This is a genomic window from Streptomyces sp. NPDC059909 (assembly GCF_042730885.1).
Classification (GTDB): domain Bacteria; phylum Actinomycetota; class Actinomycetes; order Streptomycetales; family Streptomycetaceae; genus Streptomyces.
The window spans coordinates 12,634-30,794 of sequence record NZ_JBHWKX010000061.1 but is presented as its reverse complement, the minus strand read 5'-3'; the positions used below and the strand labels follow the sequence as shown (position 1 = coordinate 30,794).

Genomic DNA, 18,161 nt, shown 5'->3' with positions numbered 1-18,161 from the left:
TCATGACTCAGGGTGCGGACAGAACCCCCGGACGGCGCACTGTCCTGGGCGCGGCGGTGCTCGGCTCGGCGTCCCTCGGACTCGGCGTGGCCCCGGCGGCGCACGCGCAGGAACGTCACGCCGCCGACGGCCGGGGCCAGGGGCACGGGTCCGGCATCCACGGGCTGCCCGTGCCCACGGTCATCGCGCACCGCGGCGCGAGCGGCTACCGCCCCGAGCACACCCTGGGCTCGTACCAGCTGGCCCTCGACATGGGTGCGCACGTCATCGAGCAGGACCTCGTGCCCACGAAGGACGGACATCTGGTCTGCCGTCACGAGAACGACATCACGGGCACGACGGACGTCTCGTCCCGCCCCGAGTTCGCCTCGCGCCGGACGACGAAGACCGTCGACGGCACGAGCCTCACCGGCTGGTTCACCGAGGACTTCACGCTCGCCGAGCTGAAGACCCTGCGGGCCAAGGAGCGGATTCCCGGCACCCGCCAGGAGAACACCCTCTACGACGGCCGCTGGGAGATCCCCAGCTTCGAGGAGGTGCTGCGCTGGGCGGACGAGGAGGGCCACCGCCGCGGCGCCCCCGTTTGGCTGCACGTCGAGACCAAGCACCCCACCTACTTCCGCGGCATCGGCCTCGGCCTGGAGGAGCGGCTCGCGAAGCTGCTCCGCCGGTACGGACGCCACCGCGCGAACTCGCCCGTCTTCCTGCAGTCGTTCGAGCCCAGCAGCATCCAGCGGCTCGCGAAGCTCGTCGCCTCGCCGCGCGTCGTCCTGCTCTCCGCCGCGGGCACCCGCCCCTGGGACTTCGTCCAGGCGGGCGACCCGCGCACGGTCGCGGACCTCGTCAAGCCCGAGGGCCTGCGGTGGATCGCCTCGTACGCACAGGGCATCGGGCCGACCGTCGACCTGATCATTCCGAAGAACGCGAGCGGCGCACTCGGCACGCCGACCACGCTGGTCCGGGATGCGCACGCGGAGGGCCTGATCCTGCACCCGTACACGATGCGGAACGAGAACTCCTTCCTGCCCGCGGACTTCCGGCGCGGCACCGACCCGAACGCGTACGGCGACGCCTTCGGGGCCTTCAAGGCCTACTTCGCGCAGGGCATCGACGGCATCTTCACCGACAACCCGGACACCGGCCTGCTGGCCCGTACCGACTTCGCCGCCGGCTGACCCACGGGCGGCGCGCACAGCGCCGGCCGGGCCGTGGCACCCGCCGCTGCCCGGCCGGCGTGCGTCAGCGGCCGAACTGTCGTCATGCGGTCGGGTGAGAGCGGGCCGTCGTCGAAACCGCGGCTCACGGCGGTGACGTCCCGCCGGACATGACGCCCCGCGAAGACATCGCCTCCCTGTCCGTCGTCACCGGGCAGCCCGCCCCGGTCGTGCGTGCCACGGGCCACGGCAGGGCCCCGGAGCCCGACCTCACGACCGGCGGACGCCGCCGCCCGGCCCCCGCCGCCACTGCGGGACCCGCCACGTCGGGCCTTGGCGGGTCCGGCGTCGCATCGCCCGGTGCGGCGAGCGCCCTCGTCCGCGTGCTGAAGCCGCTCGTCGTCGCGGAGGCGGGAGCCGAGGCGGACGACAGTGCCCTGGACTCCGGGGACATCGAACAGGACGTGTGGGTACGGCTGCTGGAACGGCTCGACGCGCAAGGGCCGCCCGCCGACGCGGCGGGCTGGGTCCGCGGAGCCGTGCGCGACGAGGCGCGCCGCGCCCGGCGGCGGGCCCTGCGCGAGCGGCCGTACGCGCACGAACCGGCGGCCGGACCCACGGCCTGCCCGGAGCGGGCCGCCCTCGTCGCCGAACGGCGCCGCGTGCTGCGGGCCGCGGTGGCCCGCACCCCCGGGCGCTGCCCGCGGCTGCTGACTGCGATGCTCTCCCCGGTGGACCCCACCTACCGCGAAATCGCAGGACAGTTGGGTATCTCACAAGGAAGTCTGGGCCCAATGCGTTCCCGGTGCCTGGGATGTCTGCGCAGAATGCTCGCGGCAGAGGTTGCAGCTCCTGAACTCCGGGGAAAGGAGCGGTAGACAACCCGGGCAACAGGTGAGCGGGAGGCATGCACACATGGGTATGAGCGTGAGCATCTCAGCAGCGGCGGCGCAGGACGCCGAGCACATCCTCAAGCTGCAGTACCTGTGCTACCAGAGCGAGGCGGAGCTCTACGGCGACTACGGCATCGAACCGCTCACCCAGACCCTCGCCGACCTGCGGGCCGAGCTCGCCCGCGGACACGCCCTCGTGGCGCGCCTCGGCGAGGAGGTCATCGCGTCCGTGCGCGGCGAGATCGACGAGGCCGGAACGGCCAGGATCGCCAAGCTCATCGTCCATCCGCGGATGCGGCGCCACGGCCTCGGCGGACGGCTCCTCGACGCCATCGAGGCACACTTCGCGGGCGAGCCGGCCGCCAAGCGCTTCCAGCTCTTCACCGGCCACCGCAGCGAGGTCAATCTGCGGCTCTACCGCAGCCACGGCTACGCACCCGTGTCGACCCGCGAGGTCGGCCCGAAGCTGACGCTGATCACTCTGGAGAAGGACGCCGACGCACGGGACTACGCCGCGAGCGCGTAGCGGGCGAACGCGCGGCTCAGCGCCGGGCCTTGCGCAGCCACAGGGTTCCCGTGACCGGCAGCAGCACCGGGATGAAGAGGTAGCCCATGCCGTAGTCGGACCACACCGTGGCATCCGGGAACGCGGACGGATCCGCCAGTGTCCAGGTGCCCACGACCAGGACGCCCACGAGCTCGGCGGCGCAGCACACCAGCGCCGCCCTGCGGGCCGCCTCGCCGCCGCGCACCAGGGTGTAGGTGATGAACGCGTACACGACGGCGGCGACCGCCGAGAGGGAGTAGGCGAGCGGGGCCCGGTCGTACTCCGTGGCGATCTGGTAGACCGAGCGCGACACCGCGCCCACCGACATCACGCCGTACAGCCAGACGACCAGCAGGCCGGGGCCGCGGACGAGCCGGGTCCGCCGGCCGCCCGGCCGCTCCTCGGTGACGCCCGTGGCGTCGGTGGCGGCATCGGTCATCGTCAGGCCTTCCAGATGTCGTAGAGCCGTACTTCCAGGACGGCGAGGACGACGGCGCCCGCCGCGACCGTCACCGAACCCCAGCGCGTCCGCTCGGTCAGCGACAGGAAGCCGGCCGCCGGGATCGCGGCGAACGCGCCGAGCAGATACGCGACGAAGATCACCGAACCCTCGTCGGCCTCCCCGCCCCGGGCCAGTTGGACGATCCCGGTCACCAGCTGGGCCAGTGCCAGCACCGTGACCACGGCCATGCCGATGAAGTGCCAGTCCTTCGTCGGCTGGTCCCGGTACGCGGCGAAACCGCACCAGGCGGCGAGGGCGAGCGCCGCCGCGGAAACGGCGATCGTGAGGGCGTCGAGCATGGAGCCGAGGGTATTACGGGCCGGCCGGCCTGCCGTGCTCGCCCCCCGCGCCCGGGACGGGGCCGAACGCCGGACCCGGTGGGCCCCGGCCCGGTCCGCCGAGTGGTCTCGAGGACGCTCGGGCGGGGCTCACCGCGGCCTGCGCAGCCGGTACGAGGACCGTGGCCTTGGCCACAGCGAGCGCGTCAGCCGGGCGCCTCGGGTACGTCGTCGCCCGAGGGCCTCTCCGCCGTGTCCGCGCTGGCCACGGCCCATGGCGTCGACGTCACCGGGACCGCCGAGCTGTCCGCTCTGCGGACCAAAGGAGTCCGCTATACGGACAGCGTCGATCCGCTCTCACGCGTGTCTGCTTTACTTGCCCGCATGACCACGACGAGCAGCCGCACCCTTGCGACCGAGGCGAACACGACGCCCGGTGCTCGTTGTATGTGTCGAATGTGCGCCTTCTGAGGGCCCCCGCCTGAGCCTCGCGCCCCGAAGCGAGACCCGACAGCCACGCCATGTCCGCGGAAGACCGCCGGACCGGCCTGCCCCGCGCGCACGCTGCCACCCAGTCATCCGTGCCGCGCCCCGCTGTCCCCAAGACGACATGCCCCGTGCCCGGCGGAACCGCACGCCGTGCACTCGACAGTGACGGAAACCCCTGTGATCACCACTACGGGCCTCACCAAGGTCTACCAGTCGCGAGGCCGCGACGTCACCGCTCTGGACGGCGTCGACCTGCACGTCCGCGAGGGCGAGGTCTTCGGCGTCATCGGCCGCAGCGGCGCCGGAAAGTCCTCCCTCATCCGCTGCGTCAACCTGCTGGAGCGTCCCACCTCCGGCACCGTGACCGTCGACGGCGTCGACCTCACCGCCCTCGCCGGCCGCGGCAACCGCGCCGGCAAGGAACTGCGTCAGGCGCGCAGCCGCATCGGCATGGTCTTCCAGCACTTCAACCTGCTGTCCTCGCGCAGCGTCAAGGACAACGTCGAGCTGCCCCTGGAGATCCTCGGCGTCTCCGGCGCCGAACGCTCCCGCCGCGCCCTCGAACTCCTCGACCTCGTCGGCCTCGCCGACAAGGCCAAGGCGTACCCCGGACAGCTCTCCGGCGGCCAGAAGCAGCGCGTCGGCATCGCCCGCGCCCTCGCCGGGAACCCGAAGGTGCTCCTCTCCGACGAGGCCACCAGCGCCCTCGACCCGGAGACCACCCGCTCGATCCTCCAGCTGCTGCGCGACCTCAACCGGCAGCTCGGGCTCACCGTCCTCCTCATCACGCACGAGATGGACGTCGTCAAGACGGTCTGCGACTCGGCCGCCCTCATGAAGCACGGCCGCATCATCGAGTCCGGCACGGTGAGCGAACTGCTCGCCACGCCCGGCTCCGAACTCGCCCAGGAGCTGTTCCCGGTCACCGGAGCCGCCTCGGGCCCGGACCGTACGGTCGTCGACGTCACCTTCCACGGCGAGGCCGCCACCCAGCCGGTGATCTCCCAGCTCTCGCGCACGTACAACATCGACATCTCGATCCTCGGCGCCGCGATGGACACCGTCGGCGGCAAGCAGATCGGCCGGATGCGCATCGAACTGCCCGGCGGTTACGAGGAGAACGTCGTGCCCGTCGGCTTCCTGCGCGAACAGGGCCTCCAGGTCGAGGTCGTCGACGAGGACGCGCCGGCCGCCGCCGTTCCGGCGCAGAACACCCCGCTGGTGAAGGAGACCGTGAAGTGACCTGGTCCGAGATGCAGCCGCTGCTGACCCAGGGCACCATCGACACCCTCTACATGGTGCTGTGGTCCACGGTCGCCACCGTCGCCGGGGGACTCCCGCTCGGCATTCTGCTGGTCCTCACCGACAAGGGCGGACTGCTGCGGAACACCGCGGTGAACAAGGTCGTCGGCGTGATCGTGAACATCGGCCGCTCGCTGCCGTTCATCATCCTGCTCATCGCGCTGATCCCCTTCACCACCGCGGTGGTCGGCACCTTCATCGGCCCGACGGCCATGATCGTGCCGCTCGCCGTCGGCGCCATCCCCTTCTTCGCGCGACTCGTCGAGACGGCGATCCGCGAGGTCGACCACGGACTGGTCGAAGCGGTCCAGTCCATGGGCGGTTCCATCCCGACGATCATCCGCAAGGTGCTGCTCCCGCAGGCGCTGCCCTCGATCGTCGCGGCGATCACCACCACCGTGATCGTCCTCGTCGGCTACTCGGCGATGGCGGGCGCGGTCGGCGGCGAGGGTCTCGGATCCAAGGCCGTCACCTACGGCTTCCAGCGCTTCGAGACCCAGTTCATGCTCATCACCGTCGTCATCCTGATCGCCATCGTCACCGCCGTACAGCTGATCGGCGACGGCGTCGTGCGCCTGCTGGCCCGCCGCGGCCGCACCGCCTGACCCTCTGCTGCACCCCTGGCCCGCACTCCTTGTCCGGGCGTCACCACCGCAACACCTGAAAGAGGCACTTTTCGTGCGTAACTCGCGTAAGAACGTCAAGCTCGTCGCGGCCTTGGCCGCCACCACCGCCCTCACCCTCGGCCTGACCGCCTGCGGTACCGCCTCCGACCCGGGCGCCGCCCAGGCCGGCTCCGGCGACAAGGCCGCCGAGTCCAAGCCGCTCGTCGTCGCCGCGTCCCCGACGCCGCACGCCGACATCCTGAACTTCGTCAAGAAGAACCTCGCCGACAAGGCCGGCCTCAAGCTGGAGGTCAAGGAGTTCACGGACTACGTCCTGCCGAACACCGCCACCCAGCAGGGCCAGGTCGACGCCAACTTCTTCCAGCACAAGCCGTACCTGGACGACTTCAACAAGAAGAACGGGACCACCATCGTCCCGGTCGTCAACGTCCACCTCGAGCCGCTGGGCCTCTACTCCAAGAAGGTCGCGTCGGCCAAGGACATCAAGCCCGGCCAGACGATCGCCGTCCCCAACGACACCACCAACGAGGGCCGCGCGCTCCAGCTGCTCGCCGAGAACGGCCTCATCACCCTCAAGCCGGGTGTCGGCACCAACGCCAAGCTCTCCGACATCACCGACAAGAAGGGCCTGGAGTTCAAGGAGCTGGAGGCCGCCACCGTGCCCCGCGCCCTGAACGACGTCGACGCCGCCGTCATCAACGGCAACTACGCCATCGAGGCCGACCTCGCGCCCGCCAAGGACTCCCTGGTGCTGGAGAAGGCGGAGGGCAACCCCTACGCCAACTTCCTCGCCGTCAAGGAGGGCAACGAGAAGGACCCGCGCGTCGAGAAGCTCGCGAAGCTCCTCAACTCCCCCGAGGTGAAGAAGTACATCGAGGACACCTACAACGGTTCGGTCGTCCCGGCCTTCGGCGCCGCCGCCAAGTAACGGCACCCGTAAGGACCTTGTGGGCGAAGGCCCCGCGCACCCCGGTGATGCGCGGGGCCTTCGGCGTCACCGCCGCGTTTCCTTCGGCATATCTTCGGCGTACCGACCCGGCCATGCACATCCCTCACCCGATGCTGCATGCTGTGCCTTTACGGCCTTCACGACGTTCACGACGGTCTTCGGCATGGAGCTGCGCATGACTACCACCTTCCCGGACATCTCCATCAGCACGGAGCGGTTGGTGCTGCGCGCGTTCGAGCCGGCCGACGCGCCGGCCCTGGCCGAGATGATGAACGACGAACTGGTCGCCGCCTGGACGGCGGTGCCCCAGCCCTACACGGAGGCGGCGGCCCGCACCTGGATCACCGAGTACGCACCCACCGAACGCGCCGCGGGCCGGGGGATAGACCTCGCCGTCACCGAGTTCCTCACCCAGCGCCTGGTCGGCGTGATCCAGCTGAGCAACACCGACTGGCGCGTACGCTCCACGGAGATCTCGTACATCATCGCGTCATGGGCCCGCGGTGAGGGCTATGCGTCCGAGGCGGCGCTCGCCACCGCCCAGTGGCTCTTCCGGGACCAGAAGCTCGAGCGGATCGAGCTCCGCACGGCCGCCGACAACGCCGCATCGCAGCAGGTCGCCCAGAAGATCGGCTGCATCAGCGAGGGCGTCCTGCGCAACGCCTTCATAGCGCGCACTCAGACCGAGAGCGGCTGGGCGGACATCAGGACCGACCTGATCGTCTGGAGTCTGCTCCCCGAGGACCTCGAGGGCGTCGCCGACCAGATGGCCGATGCCGGATATTCCACCTTCGCCGACTGGAACTGATACCAGGTACGCTCACGACCTGCGACAACGTCGGCGACACCGCCGGCGACCTCAGCGAGCTCCAGGAGACGGACGACGATGGCCGACCGGGTCACGGTGATCGGCTGGGACGGTTCACCCCTGCCCGCGGCCGCCAGGTCCGCCCTTGCCGCCGCCACGCTCGTCGCCGGTGCCGCCCACCACCTGGCGCTCCCCGAGGTGCCCGCGGGGGCCGAGCGCATCCGGCTCGGCAGCGTCGACCTCGCCGCCCGCAGGATCGCCGCGCACCGCGGCAGCCCCGTCGTCCTGGCCGACGGCGACCCCGGCTTCTTCGGCGTCGTACGCACGCTCAGGGCGCCGCAGCACGGACTCGAGGTCGAGGTCGTCCCCGCGGTCTCCTCCGTCGCCACCGCATTCGCGCGCGCCGGGATGCCCTGGGACGACGCCCAGGTCGTCGTCGCCCACGGCCGTACGCTGCGGCGCGCGGTCAACGTCTGCCGCGCCCACACCAAGGTCGCCGTCCTCACGTCGCCCGGCGCGGGCCCCGCCGAGCTGGCCCTCCTCCTCGAGGGCGTCCACCGCACCTTCGTGATCTGCGAGGAGCTGGGCACCGAGCGCGAACAGGTCACCGTGCTCACCTCCGACAAGGTCGCCGACCACTCCTGGCGCGACCCGAACGTCGTCATCGTCATCGGCGGCGCCGCGTCCGTGACCGGCGGAGGCTGGGTCGCCGGGCGGGAGCCCGGCTATCCCTCGCAGGTACGCGGCTGGGCACTGCCCGCCGAGACCGGCCGGGACGACGTCCGGGAAAGCGCCCGGGAAAACGTCCGGGGCAACGTCCGCGAGCACGTGGGCGAGCATGTCCGGCCCGGCGAGCAGGCCCGGCACCCGCTCGGCGAGGGCGAGTCGGTGCAGCTGCGCGCCGCGCAGCTCGCCCGCCTCGGCCCGCGCCTCGGCGATCTCGTCTGGGACATCGGCTGCGGCAGCGGGGAGCTGGCCGCCGACGCCGCCCGCTTCGGCGCCGCGGTCATCGCGGTCGACGACGACCCGGCCGCCTGCATCCGCGCCGACGCCGCCGCGCGCCGCCACGGCGTCCAGCTCCAGACCGTGCACGGCCGCGCGCCGCACGTGCTGGAGCGGCTGCCCGAGCCCGATGTCGTACGCATCGGCGGCGGGGGAGTGCCCGTGGTCACCGCCTGCGCCGACCGGCGCCCCGAGCGGATCGTCACCCACGCCTCCACGCGCGACGAGGCCGAGGCGATCGGCACGGCCCTCGCCGACGGCGGCTACACCGTCGAATGCGCCCTCCTCCAGTCCGTCGAACTGGACACCGCTGCCTGGTCGGAGCGCGAGCGTTCGGTCGTCTTCCTGCTCGCCGGCCACCGCCGGGATCAGGCTCTCTGACGCCCCCTGGCCCCGGCGCCGTACGGCGGCGCGGTAGGCTGGCCGATCGTTGTACCGCTGCCGGTCGTTCGTCGATTCGTTCGTCAATATCCGGAAAAGAGGACCCTTTTGGGTCCTGCTGTGGTACGGCGCGACCGGGGGATGCGCAACGTGGCGCAGTCCACAGCGAACCGTGGCGGATCCTGCTGCCACGGAGGCGAACGGCCACGACAATGCTTGGTGTCTGTGGGCTTTCGTGCCGCGCGGCGCACACGCTCGTTCTTGTACATGACGGGCGCTACGTGTGTGCCGCGATCGGGCGCCCCGGGCGAAGGTCTGAAGGAGCACAACCGATGGGCGAGGGGTACGCATGACTGACACCGGCCAGATCCCGGGCGAGGGGCTGCCGGAGAACGCAGGCATGGTGGAGCAGCCGGGCATCCCCGCTCCGGGCGCGTACACCTTCCTCGACCCCTCCGAACACGCAGCCGAACCCGCCGGCGAGGACGACGACCTGCTCCTGATGCCGGGCGCGCAGGGTGCGTGGAGCGAGCCGCAGCCGATGGCCCCGCAGGCCGCGTCCGCGCCTCCCGTCGTGCCGCCGGTCGCTCCCGTGGCGCCTCAGGCCCCGGCCCCGGCCCCCGCGCCGGCCGTGCAATTTCCCATGGAGGGCGCGGCTCCGGGCGCTGCCGCCGCGGCCGTTCTGGCAGCCGTGCAGCAGGCGGCGCCGCAGCCGATGGTGCAGGAGCCGGTGATGCAGGAGCCGGTGGCGCCGATGGTGCCCGCGCCGGCGGAGCAGGTGATGGCGGAGCCCGTCGCGCCGATGGCCCCGGAGGCCGCGTCGGTCCCCGGGCCCGGCGCGGCCGTCGCTCCGGAGCCGGTGGTCCACGAGCAGGTCGCGGCCGAGCAGGTGATGGCCGAGCGGGCCGTCCCCGTACCGCACCAGGTCGCGCCCGAGCCGCTGGTGCACGAGGGCGCGGTGCACGAGGGCGCGGTGCACGAGGCAGGCGCGCACGAGGCCGGCGGCCGTGACTCCGGTTCGCTCGACCTCGGTGGCGTACGTGTCCCGCCGCCCGCGTCCGCCCACACACCGCCGCCGACGCGCCGCCCGCTCCACATGGGCCCGCCGGTGCCCGACGCCGGCGGTGGTGTCGTGCGCTCCCTCTCGGACCGCGGGCCGGCCGGGCAGCCCGCCGGCGGCGGCCACACGCCGCCGCACCCCATGCATGTCCGCCACGCGGGCCCGCCGACCACGGGTCCCGAGTACCTCGACGTCACGCGCGAAGGGGCGGCGGTCCTTGCCCCGCCGCAGCCGGGCGAGATCCCGCCGCAGGGCGCGATCCCGTGGATCCCCATGCCCGCGGCGCCCGTCGCGGCTGCCGCAGAAACGGTCGTCCCGGAGGCCGTCCAGGTCGCCTCCGACACGGCCCTGGCGGCCCCGGCTGCCGCTCCGGCGGCAGCCCCGGGCGAGGTCAGGGCCGAGGCTCCCGTCATGGCTTCGGAGCCGGCACCCGTCGGCCAGTTCGTGCCCGTGGAGGGCTCGCTCCCGACCACGCCGCACCTCGCTCCGTCGCCGGTCGCCGTGATGGACCCCGTCGATGAGCAGCCCGTCGTGCAGGAGCCCGTGGCCGTCGCGCCCGAACCGGAGGCCGCGGAGCCGGTGGCCGAGCCGGTGGAAGCGGCCGTCGAGCCCGCCGCCGTTGCCGGGGAGCCGGTGGAGTCCCCCGAGCCTGCGGCCGTTGCGAATCCCGTGTCGGACGGTCCCGTGTCGGAGGCACCCGCATCCGAGGGCCCCGTATCCGAAGGGCTGGTGTCCGAGGAGCCCGGATCCGAGGAGCCCGCTCCCGCACCCGAGCCGGAGCCCGAGGCGATCGCCGTCGTACCCGCCCCCCGCAACGGCGGCGCTTACGACGAGCCGCCCGCGCAGCCCCTGGAGGAACCCACGGGCGAGCCCGAGCTGCTCGACGAGCCCGCGGAACCGCAGGCGGCCGCGGAAGCGGAGCCTCCGTCGGAGTCCGTCGTCCCGGACGACCACGCCGTCACCAGCACCGGCAGCACCCCCGTTCCCGCGTCGGCCCCCGCCCCCGGCTACGACGACGCCGAGCGCGAGGCCGTGCTCCGCGTGATGCGCGAGCGCCGCGACATCCGCAACGGCTTCCGCTCCGACCCCATCCCGCACGAGGTTCTCCTGCGGGTCCTCGAAGCCGCGCACACCGCGCCCAGCGTCGGCCACTCGCAGCCCTGGGACTTCGTCGTCATCCGCTCCGCCGAGACGCGGCGCACGATGCACGAACTGGCGCAGCGTCAGCGCGAGGCGTACGCCAAGTCGCTGCCGAAGGGCCGGGCGAAGCAGTTCAAGGAACTCAAGATCGAGGCGATCCTCGACACGCCGGTGAACATCGTGGTCACGGCCGACCCGACACGTGGCGGCCGCCACACCCTAGGCCGGCACACCCAGCCGCAGATGGCCCCGTACTCCTCGGCCCTCGCCGTCGAGAACCTCTGGCTCGCCGCCCGCGCCGAGGGCCTCGGCGTCGGCTGGGTCAGCTTCTTCGACGAGCGCGAGATGGTCCGCACGCTCGGCCTCCCGGAGCACCTCGAGGTCGTGGCGTACCTGTGCGTCGGCTACGTCGACGAGTTCCCCGAGGAGCCCGAGCTGATGCAGGCGGGCTGGTCCAAGCGCCGCCCCCTGTCCTGGGTCGTCCACGAGGAGACGTACGGCCGCCGCGCCCTGCCCGGCGAGGAGCCGCACGACCTGCTCCAGGAGACCGTCTCCAACATCCGTCCCCTGGACGCCAAGGCGCTCGGTGAGGCCTGGGAGCGGCAGAAGCGGATGACCAAGCCCGCCGGGGCGCTCGGCATGCTGGAGATCATCTCCGCACAGCTGGCCGGACTGTCCCGGATGTGCCCTCCGCCCATCCCGGAGCCCGCGGCGGTCGCGATCTTCGCGGGTGACCACGGCGTGCACGCGCAGGGCGTCACCGCCTGGCCCCAGGAGGTGACCGGCCAGATGGTCGCGAACTTCCTCGGTGGCGGAGCGGTGTGCAACGCCTTCGCGAACCAGGTCGGCGCGGAGGTGTGCGTCATCGACGTCGGCGTGGCGTCCGACCTGCCGGCCACGCCCGGCCTGCTGCCGCGCAAGGTCCGCCCGGGCACGGCCGACTTCACCACGGGGCCGGCGCTCACGCGCGACGACGTGCTCGCCGCGATCGAGGTCGGCATCGAGACTGCCCGAGACCTGGTCGCCGCCGGCAACAAGGCGCTGCTCACCGGTGAGATGGGCATCGCCAACACGACGGCGTCGGCCGCGCTGATCTCCGTGTACACGGGGGTGGACGCGGCGGAGGTCACCGGGCGCGGCACCGGCATCAACGACGAGATGCACGCGCGGAAGGTCGACGTGGTCCGGCGCGCGCTGGACCTCCACCGGCCCGACCCGGCCGACCCGATCGGCGTCCTCGCGGCGGTGGGCGGTCTGGAGCACGCGGCGCTGGTGGGCTTCATCCTGGGCGGTGCGTCGCTGCGTACGCCGGTCGTCCTGGACGGTGTGTCGGCGGGCGCCGCGGCGCTGGTCGCCCGGGCGGTCGCGCCCGAGGCCCTCGCGGCCTGCATCGCGGGCCACCGCAGCGCGGAGCCCGGCCACGTCGCGGCCCTCAACAAGCTGGGCCTGCGCCCCCTGGTCGACCTCGACCTCCGCCTCGGCGAGGGCACGGGTGCGCTCCTGGCCCTGCCGCTGGTGCAGAGCGCGGCCCGCGCGATGCACGAGGTGGCGACGTTCGACTCCGCGGGGGTCACGGAGAAATAGCCCCGCCGGTCGCGGTACCGGGGGCTTGCCCGGTGCCGCGGGCGTGGCCGGGGGTTTCCGTCCTCGAGCGCCGGACGGACTGGGTCTGTCGGGGTGACCGGTGAGGGCTGACCCCGGTGGTTTGTGGCAGTCGTTCCGCTGCGGTCCCCCAGGACGAAGTCCTGGGGGGAGGACGGGTGGGCACGAACCACCCACCGGGCCGCACACGGGCAACGACCCCCGGGCGCCGGGCCGCATGGGCCCCCGGTACCGCGCAACCCGGCGACCGCGACGCCGTATCGTGGTCGCCAGGACCCCTCATCCCCGTCCCCACCAGCCGCTTCACCGTCGCAGCGGCCCCGCACCGCCGCCCCGAGGAGCCGCACCGCCATGGCCGAGTCCGCCAAGCAAGCCGACAGCCCCGCGCACGACGAGCACCCCGCGTACCCCGTAGGACTCCGTCTCTCCGGACGGCGCGTCGTCGTCATCGGCGGCGGCCAGGTCGCCCAGCGCCGTCTCCCGGCGCTCATCGGGGCCGGCGCCGACGTCACGCTGATCTCGCCGTCGGCGACTCCCTCCGTGGAGGCCATGGCCGAGGCCGGCGAGATCACCTGGACGAAGCGCCGCTACCAGGACGGGGACCTCACCGACTCCTGGTACGTGCTCGTCGCCACCTCCGACCCCGCCGCCAACGAGGCCGCGTCCGCCGAGGCCGAGCGCACCAGGACCTGGTGCGTACGCTCCGACGACGCCGAGGCGGCCACCGCCTGGACCCCGGCCACCGGCCGCAGCGAGGGCGTGACCGTCGCGGTCCTCACCGGGAAGGACCCCCGCCGTTCCGCCGCCGTGCGCGACGCCATCGTCGAGGGCCTCCGCGACGGTTCCCTCGTCGCCCCCCACCACCGCGCCCGCGCCCCCTTCGTCGCCCTGGTCGGCGGCGGCCCCGGCGACCCCGACCTGATCACGGTCCGGGGGCGCCGCCTCCTCGCCGAGGCCGACGTCGTCATCGCCGACCGCCTCGGCCCGCGCGACCTGCTCGACGAACTCCCCCCGCACGTCGAGGTCATCGACGCCGCGAAGATCCCGTACGGCCGCTTCATGGCCCAGGAGGCCATCAACAACGCGCTGATCGAGCACGCCAAGGCGGGCAGGTCGGTCGTCCGCCTCAAGGGCGGCGACCCGTTCGTCTTCGGCCGCGGTATGGAGGAGGCCCAGGCACTCGCCGAAGCGGGCATCGTCTGCACGGTCGTCCCCGGAATCTCCAGCGCGATCTCCGTCCCCGGCGCCGCGGGCATCCCGGTCACCCACCGCGGCGTGGCGCACGAGTTCACGGTCGTCAGCGGCCATGTCGCGCCGGACGACCCGCGTTCCCTCGTCGACTGGGAGTCGCTCGCCAAGCTGACCGGCACCCTCGTGATCCTCATGGGCGTCGACAAGATCGGCGCGATCGCCGAGGCGCTCATCGCCCACGGCAAGGCACCCGACACCCCGCTCGCCCTCGTCCAGGAGGGCACGACGGCCGCCCAGCGCCGCGTGAACGCCACGCTCGCGACGGTCGCGGAGACGGTCGCGGCCGAGGACGTGCGGCCCCCGGCCGTCATCGTCATCGGCGATGTCGTCGCCGAGGGCCCACAGAAGTAACCAGCGGTAACCAATCCCCGCCCGAGCCGTTGGCACCATCCCCCGGACAAGGCAGTATCACCCTGTGGCTGATCTCATCACCGTCGACGATCCCGACGACCCGCGTCTGCGCGACTACACGGGCCTGACCGACGTCGAGCTGCGGCGCAAGCGCGAGCCCGCCGAGGGCCTCTTCATCGCCGAGGGTGAGAAGGTCATCAGACGGGCCAAGGACGCCGGTTACGAGATGCGCTCGATGCTGCTCTCGGCCAAGTGGGTCGACGTCATGCGCGATGTCATCGACGAGCTCCCGGCCCCGGTGTACGCCGTGAGCCCGGAGCTCGCCGAACGTGTCACCGGCTATCACGTGCACCGCGGCGCGCTGGCCTCCATGCAGCGCAAGCCGCTGCCGACGGCCGACGAGCTGCTGCAGGGCGCCCGCCGGGTCGTGGACATGGAGGCGGTCGACGACCACACCGACATCGGCACGATGTTCGCTTCGGGTCTACAGGATTCCGCAGGTCACCGTATCGCGATCTTCGAGGGGTTTGTCGATCACGCCAATCTCGGGGCTGCCTTCCGCAGCGCCGCCGCCCTCGGGATCAAGGCCATCCTGCTGTCGCCGGACTGTGCGGACCCCCTCTACCGGCGAGCGATCAAGGTCTCGATGGGTGCCACCTTCACCGTCCCGTACGCACGCCTCGACGACTGGCCGGCGGGGCTCGACACCGTCCGCGAGGCCGGGTACCACATCCTCGCCATGACCCCGGACGAGAAGGCGACCCCACTCGATGAGCTGAACCCGGATCGCTTCGAGCAGTGCGCCCTCATGCTCGGGTCCGAGGGTCACGGACTCTCCACGTACGCGCTTCGAGCAGCGGACGAGTGGGTGCGCATCCCCATGGCGGCGGGAATCGACTCGCTCAACGTGGCAGCGGCCTCCGCCGTCGCGTTCTACGCAACCCGGCCGAAGCCCGAGTGATCGGAAGATCGAGGGCCCATCCACCGCTGCTTCAAGCTCCGCGGGCAGCCGCTACCGGCCTCCCTGATGCCCAGCTACCGCACCGACTGATGGCACCCTCGCCTGCGCCACTGCGACCGCGCAGGACCTGACCCGAACGGACGCGGGTGATCACGCCGCCTGGTCGTAGCCGTCGGCGCCGGGCAAGGCGTCACCGCGGAGCGGACTGAAGTCGACGTCCAGGTGAGGGTCGTACGCCTCGGGCTGGAGGCCGAGTTCGTGGGTGGAGTACTCGCCGAAAGCGGCGGATGTGCTCGGTCAGGTACGGCGCGATGTGGGCCAGGTCCTCGGGGTCGACGGTGTGTCCCTCTTCTTGGAGCCGGCGCACTGCGCGGTCGCCACCGGCCGCCCGGACACCGCCTGGCCCTCGAAGCCCGGAGGGGACCTCGGGGTGCTGCTAGCCCCGCAGGCCCTGCGCCAGCGTGATTCCCAGGGCCACGACCAGGGTCACCACGACGAACACGAAGATCCGCTGACGCAACAGCCGCGGATTGGCGGGCCTGCGCCCGGTGGACGTCGTCCGTACCCCGGGCCGGGAGGCGGCGGGACGGCCACCCGTGCCCGCGCCGCCCCGGGACTGCGACGGGCGCGAGTCGCCCGTGCGCGGCCCCGAAGGGCGCGAAGACCCCGAGGGGCGCGACGGATGGGACGGACCGGAGTTCCGGTCCCGGGGCACGGGCGCTCCCGCGGTCCCCGCCGGGCGCCCCTGCGTGTTCCGCTCGGTGTACCGGGCGGTGTGCCGTCCCGACGACAGCTCCTGCTCCGCCCGCTCGCGCTGGGCCGGCGGCCGCACGTCGGGCAGCAGCCCCTGCGCCTCGCGCGCGGCGATCTCCTTCAGCCGCATCGACAGCTGCAGGGTGCTCGGACGCTGGTCCGGGTCCTTCGCCAGACACGCCCGCAGCAGCGGAGCCAGCGCGTCCGGCACGCCGTGCAGCTGCGGCTCCTCGTGCACCACCCGGTAGAGCATGACCTCGGAACTGCCGTGCCCGAAGGGGGAGTCGCCGGTCGCGGCGTACGCGAGCGTCGCGCCCAGCGAGAAGACGTCGGTCGCGGGAGTGACCACGGCGCCGCGCACCTGCTCGGGCGCGAGGAAGCCGGGCGAGCCCACCGCCGTACCGACGTGCGTGAGCGTGGACGCCCCCGTCGCCCAGGCGATGCCGAAGTCGATGATCCTCGGGCCCTTGGGGGAGAGGAGGATGTTCGACGGCTTCAGGTCACGGTGCACGACCCCGGCCTCGTGGACGGCCACCAGGCCCTCCGACAGCGCCGCCCCGATCGCCGCCGTCTCGGCCGCGGAGAGCGGGACGTTCCCGGCCACCTTGTCGTGCAGCGAGGGCCCGGGCACGTACTGGGTGGCGAACCAGGGCCGCTCGGCCTCGAGGTCGGCCGCCACGAGCCGGGCCGTGCAGCCGCCCCGGATCCGCCGTGCGGCGGACACCTCGCGGGCGAAGCGGGAACGGAACTCCTGGTCCTCCGCCAGATCCGGCCGGATCACCTTCAGTGCCACACGCTGCCCGCGGCGGTCGGAACCGAGGTACACGACCCCCATCCCGCCCGCGCCGAGCCGCCGGTGCAGCCTGAACGAGCCGACGACACGCGGATCCTCGCGCCGGAGCCGCATCATCGCCATGTCCGTCCCCTACCTACGGTGGGGAGACCCCACCCCCGCAGCCGCGGTTATCCGTTTGACGTGGCACAGCTTACGTATCCGTAGCCCGGTGTGCTCATAGGCCGCGCCCTCGCGGGCCGAACGATTGTCAGTGCCGGATGGGAAACTTGAAGGGTGGTCAGGGAGCCGTCGGCCCAGGGCTTCCGGTCCGTGCGATTTCCCAATGGTCCGTCGCAGAAGGGGGATTGGATCGATGAAGGGTGACCGCGTGGAGATAGTCGTGGACGCGGGTGACACGACGAGGACGTACGAAGTGGTGGCAAGCCGGGCGGGGCGCCGGGTGGAGACGGCGGTGCGGCGCGGGGTGGTGGAAGTGAGCGAAGTCACGCGCAACGGGACCGTGGTGCGGACGGCCCGTTTCATGGCCAACCGGGTGCTGGCGCTGGTCGAGCAGCCGGTGCCGCGGGAGGACTCCTCGGAGGACCTGCCCAGGCGTCCCCTCCGGGAAGACCCTCAGGCCTAGGTCCACGTCTCCACCCAGGGGAGTACATGAGCGGCCGGTGGCTCATCCTCCGGGAGGCCCGGCAATCGGTACGCGGGCATGACGCCCCGGGCCGGCCGTGTCCCTAGTGTTGAGGTCAAGCGGCGGGTGGAGCACTCGTCCCCCGAGGTCAGGCACTCGCCGCTGTCAACCACGACAGGAGAGGAACCATGGCGGACACGGCATCGCGGACCATGATCCGCACGCAGGGACGCAAGGCTTTCGCCGCGTTCGGCGACCGCCCGTCCGGCCGACGTCACCCGCTGGTGGCGACGGCGATGGTGCTTCCTCTCGCGGCCCTGCTCGTCGTCGTCTTCGGCGGCTGGGAAGCGGTGGTCACACAGGCGTCGTCCGTGGGCGTGATGCTGGGGCGCTGAGCGGCGCCCCGGACCCGGGAGAGCGGCCCGGGTCGGGGACATCCCACCCATACCCCGTGGGGACGGGGGTGCGGCGGACGACAGCGTTCGGCCGGTCAGCTGGGGAGCTGGCCGGCCAACGCCAATGTGGAGCGAAGGGGGCCGTGGCCCCCTTCTCCAACCCCCACCGGACTGGTCGGCCTCGACCGGTGCCGGGTCGGGTGCCGTTCGGCCCGTTGGGGTTGACCGGTGCCGGTGCCGGTGCCGTGGCGGTGGGCGGGTGCTCGGGGTTGGCCGGTGCCGCGGGTGTCCAGGCGTGT

General features: G+C 72.6%; 16 protein-coding genes. 13 read left to right on the top strand and 3 right to left on the bottom strand.

Features of this window, described 5'->3' with window-relative positions; translation table 11 throughout:
- Positions 1-2 precede the first annotated feature (2 nt).
- The 3 genes from ACFV9O_RS30700 (at position 3) to ACFV9O_RS30690 (ending at position 2,573) form a co-directional block, all read left to right on the top strand.
- On the top strand, positions 3-1,175 hold the full coding sequence (locus ACFV9O_RS30700; RefSeq protein WP_385423520.1) for a glycerophosphodiester phosphodiesterase: 1,173 nt from the start codon (positions 3-5) through the stop codon (positions 1,173-1,175).
- A gap of 362 nt (positions 1,176-1,537) precedes the next feature.
- Positions 1,538-2,032 (top strand): sigma-70 family RNA polymerase sigma factor, encoded by a 495-nt coding sequence (locus tag ACFV9O_RS30695; RefSeq protein ID WP_385423546.1) that lies wholly within the window; start codon positions 1,538-1,540, stop codon positions 2,030-2,032.
- Between the two features lie 37 nt (positions 2,033-2,069).
- Positions 2,070-2,573: a GNAT family N-acetyltransferase gene (locus ACFV9O_RS30690; RefSeq protein WP_385423518.1), complete on the top strand. Its 504-nt coding sequence runs from the start codon at positions 2,070-2,072 to the stop codon at positions 2,571-2,573.
- Between the two features lie 16 nt (positions 2,574-2,589).
- On the opposite strand, the gene ACFV9O_RS30685 is transcribed toward ACFV9O_RS30690, so the two are convergent.
- A complete protein-coding gene (locus ACFV9O_RS30685) occupies positions 2,590-3,033 on the bottom strand; it encodes a hypothetical protein (protein WP_385423516.1) in 444 nt (147 codons plus the stop codon).
- Positions 3,034-3,035: 2 nt separating this feature from the next.
- Positions 3,036-3,395: a hypothetical protein gene (locus ACFV9O_RS30680; protein WP_385423514.1), complete on the bottom strand. Its 360-nt coding sequence runs from the start codon at positions 3,393-3,395 to the stop codon at positions 3,036-3,038.
- A gap of 645 nt (positions 3,396-4,040) precedes the next feature.
- On the opposite strand from ACFV9O_RS30680, the gene ACFV9O_RS30675 reads away from it, so the two are divergent.
- The 8 genes from ACFV9O_RS30675 (at position 4,041) to ACFV9O_RS30640 (ending at position 15,296) form a co-directional block, all read left to right on the top strand.
- Complete coding sequence (locus ACFV9O_RS30675) at positions 4,041-5,105, top strand: methionine ABC transporter ATP-binding protein (protein ID WP_385423512.1); 1,065 nt, start codon at positions 4,041-4,043, stop codon at positions 5,103-5,105.
- Positions 5,102-5,770 carry a methionine ABC transporter permease gene (locus tag ACFV9O_RS30670; protein ID WP_385423510.1) on the top strand — a complete coding sequence of 223 codons (669 nt, stop codon included), beginning with the start codon at positions 5,102-5,104 and terminating at the stop codon, positions 5,768-5,770. Before ACFV9O_RS30675 ends, ACFV9O_RS30670 begins: the two co-directional genes overlap by 4 nt.
- A 73-nt stretch (positions 5,771-5,843) precedes the next feature.
- Positions 5,844-6,719 (top strand): MetQ/NlpA family ABC transporter substrate-binding protein, encoded by an 876-nt coding sequence (locus ACFV9O_RS30665; RefSeq protein WP_385423508.1) that lies wholly within the window; start codon positions 5,844-5,846, stop codon positions 6,717-6,719.
- A 196-nt stretch (positions 6,720-6,915) separates the two neighbouring features.
- The gene (locus ACFV9O_RS30660) at positions 6,916-7,548 is read left to right on the top strand and encodes a GNAT family N-acetyltransferase (protein WP_385423506.1); all 633 of its coding nucleotides are present in this window, start codon (positions 6,916-6,918) and stop codon (positions 7,546-7,548) included.
- Positions 7,549-7,626: 78 nt separating this feature from the next.
- Positions 7,627-8,931 carry a precorrin-6y C5,15-methyltransferase (decarboxylating) subunit CbiE gene (cbiE, locus tag ACFV9O_RS30655; RefSeq protein ID WP_385423504.1) on the top strand — a complete coding sequence of 435 codons (1,305 nt, stop codon included), beginning with the start codon at positions 7,627-7,629 and terminating at the stop codon, positions 8,929-8,931.
- Positions 8,932-9,280: 349 nt separating this feature from the next.
- Positions 9,281-12,715, top strand: a complete 3,435-nt coding sequence (cobT, locus tag ACFV9O_RS30650) for a nicotinate-nucleotide--dimethylbenzimidazole phosphoribosyltransferase (RefSeq protein WP_385423502.1) — start codon at positions 9,281-9,283, stop codon at positions 12,713-12,715.
- A 369-nt stretch (positions 12,716-13,084) separates the two neighbouring features.
- Positions 13,085-14,335, top strand: a complete 1,251-nt coding sequence (gene cobA, locus ACFV9O_RS30645) for a uroporphyrinogen-III C-methyltransferase (protein ID WP_385423500.1) — start codon at positions 13,085-13,087, stop codon at positions 14,333-14,335.
- 64 nt (positions 14,336-14,399) lie between these two features.
- Entirely contained in the window at positions 14,400-15,296 is an 897-nt protein-coding gene (locus ACFV9O_RS30640) for a TrmH family RNA methyltransferase (RefSeq protein ID WP_385423498.1), read from the top strand.
- Positions 15,297-15,732: 436 nt separating this feature from the next.
- Here ACFV9O_RS30640 and ACFV9O_RS30635 read toward each other — a convergent pair whose 3' ends face one another.
- Entirely contained in the window at positions 15,733-16,965 is a 1,233-nt protein-coding gene (locus tag ACFV9O_RS30635) for a serine/threonine-protein kinase (protein WP_385423497.1), read from the bottom strand.
- A gap of 232 nt (positions 16,966-17,197) precedes the next feature.
- Here ACFV9O_RS30635 and ACFV9O_RS30630 point away from each other — a divergent pair, with 232 nt between their 5' ends.
- Complete coding sequence (locus tag ACFV9O_RS30630; protein WP_385423495.1) at positions 17,198-17,467, top strand: hypothetical protein; 270 nt, start codon at positions 17,198-17,200, stop codon at positions 17,465-17,467.
- Between the two features lie 188 nt (positions 17,468-17,655).
- Positions 17,656-17,862, top strand: coding sequence for a hypothetical protein (locus tag ACFV9O_RS30625; protein ID WP_385423493.1), 207 nt, complete (start codon positions 17,656-17,658; stop codon positions 17,860-17,862).
- The last annotated feature ends 299 nt before the right edge of the window (positions 17,863-18,161 follow it).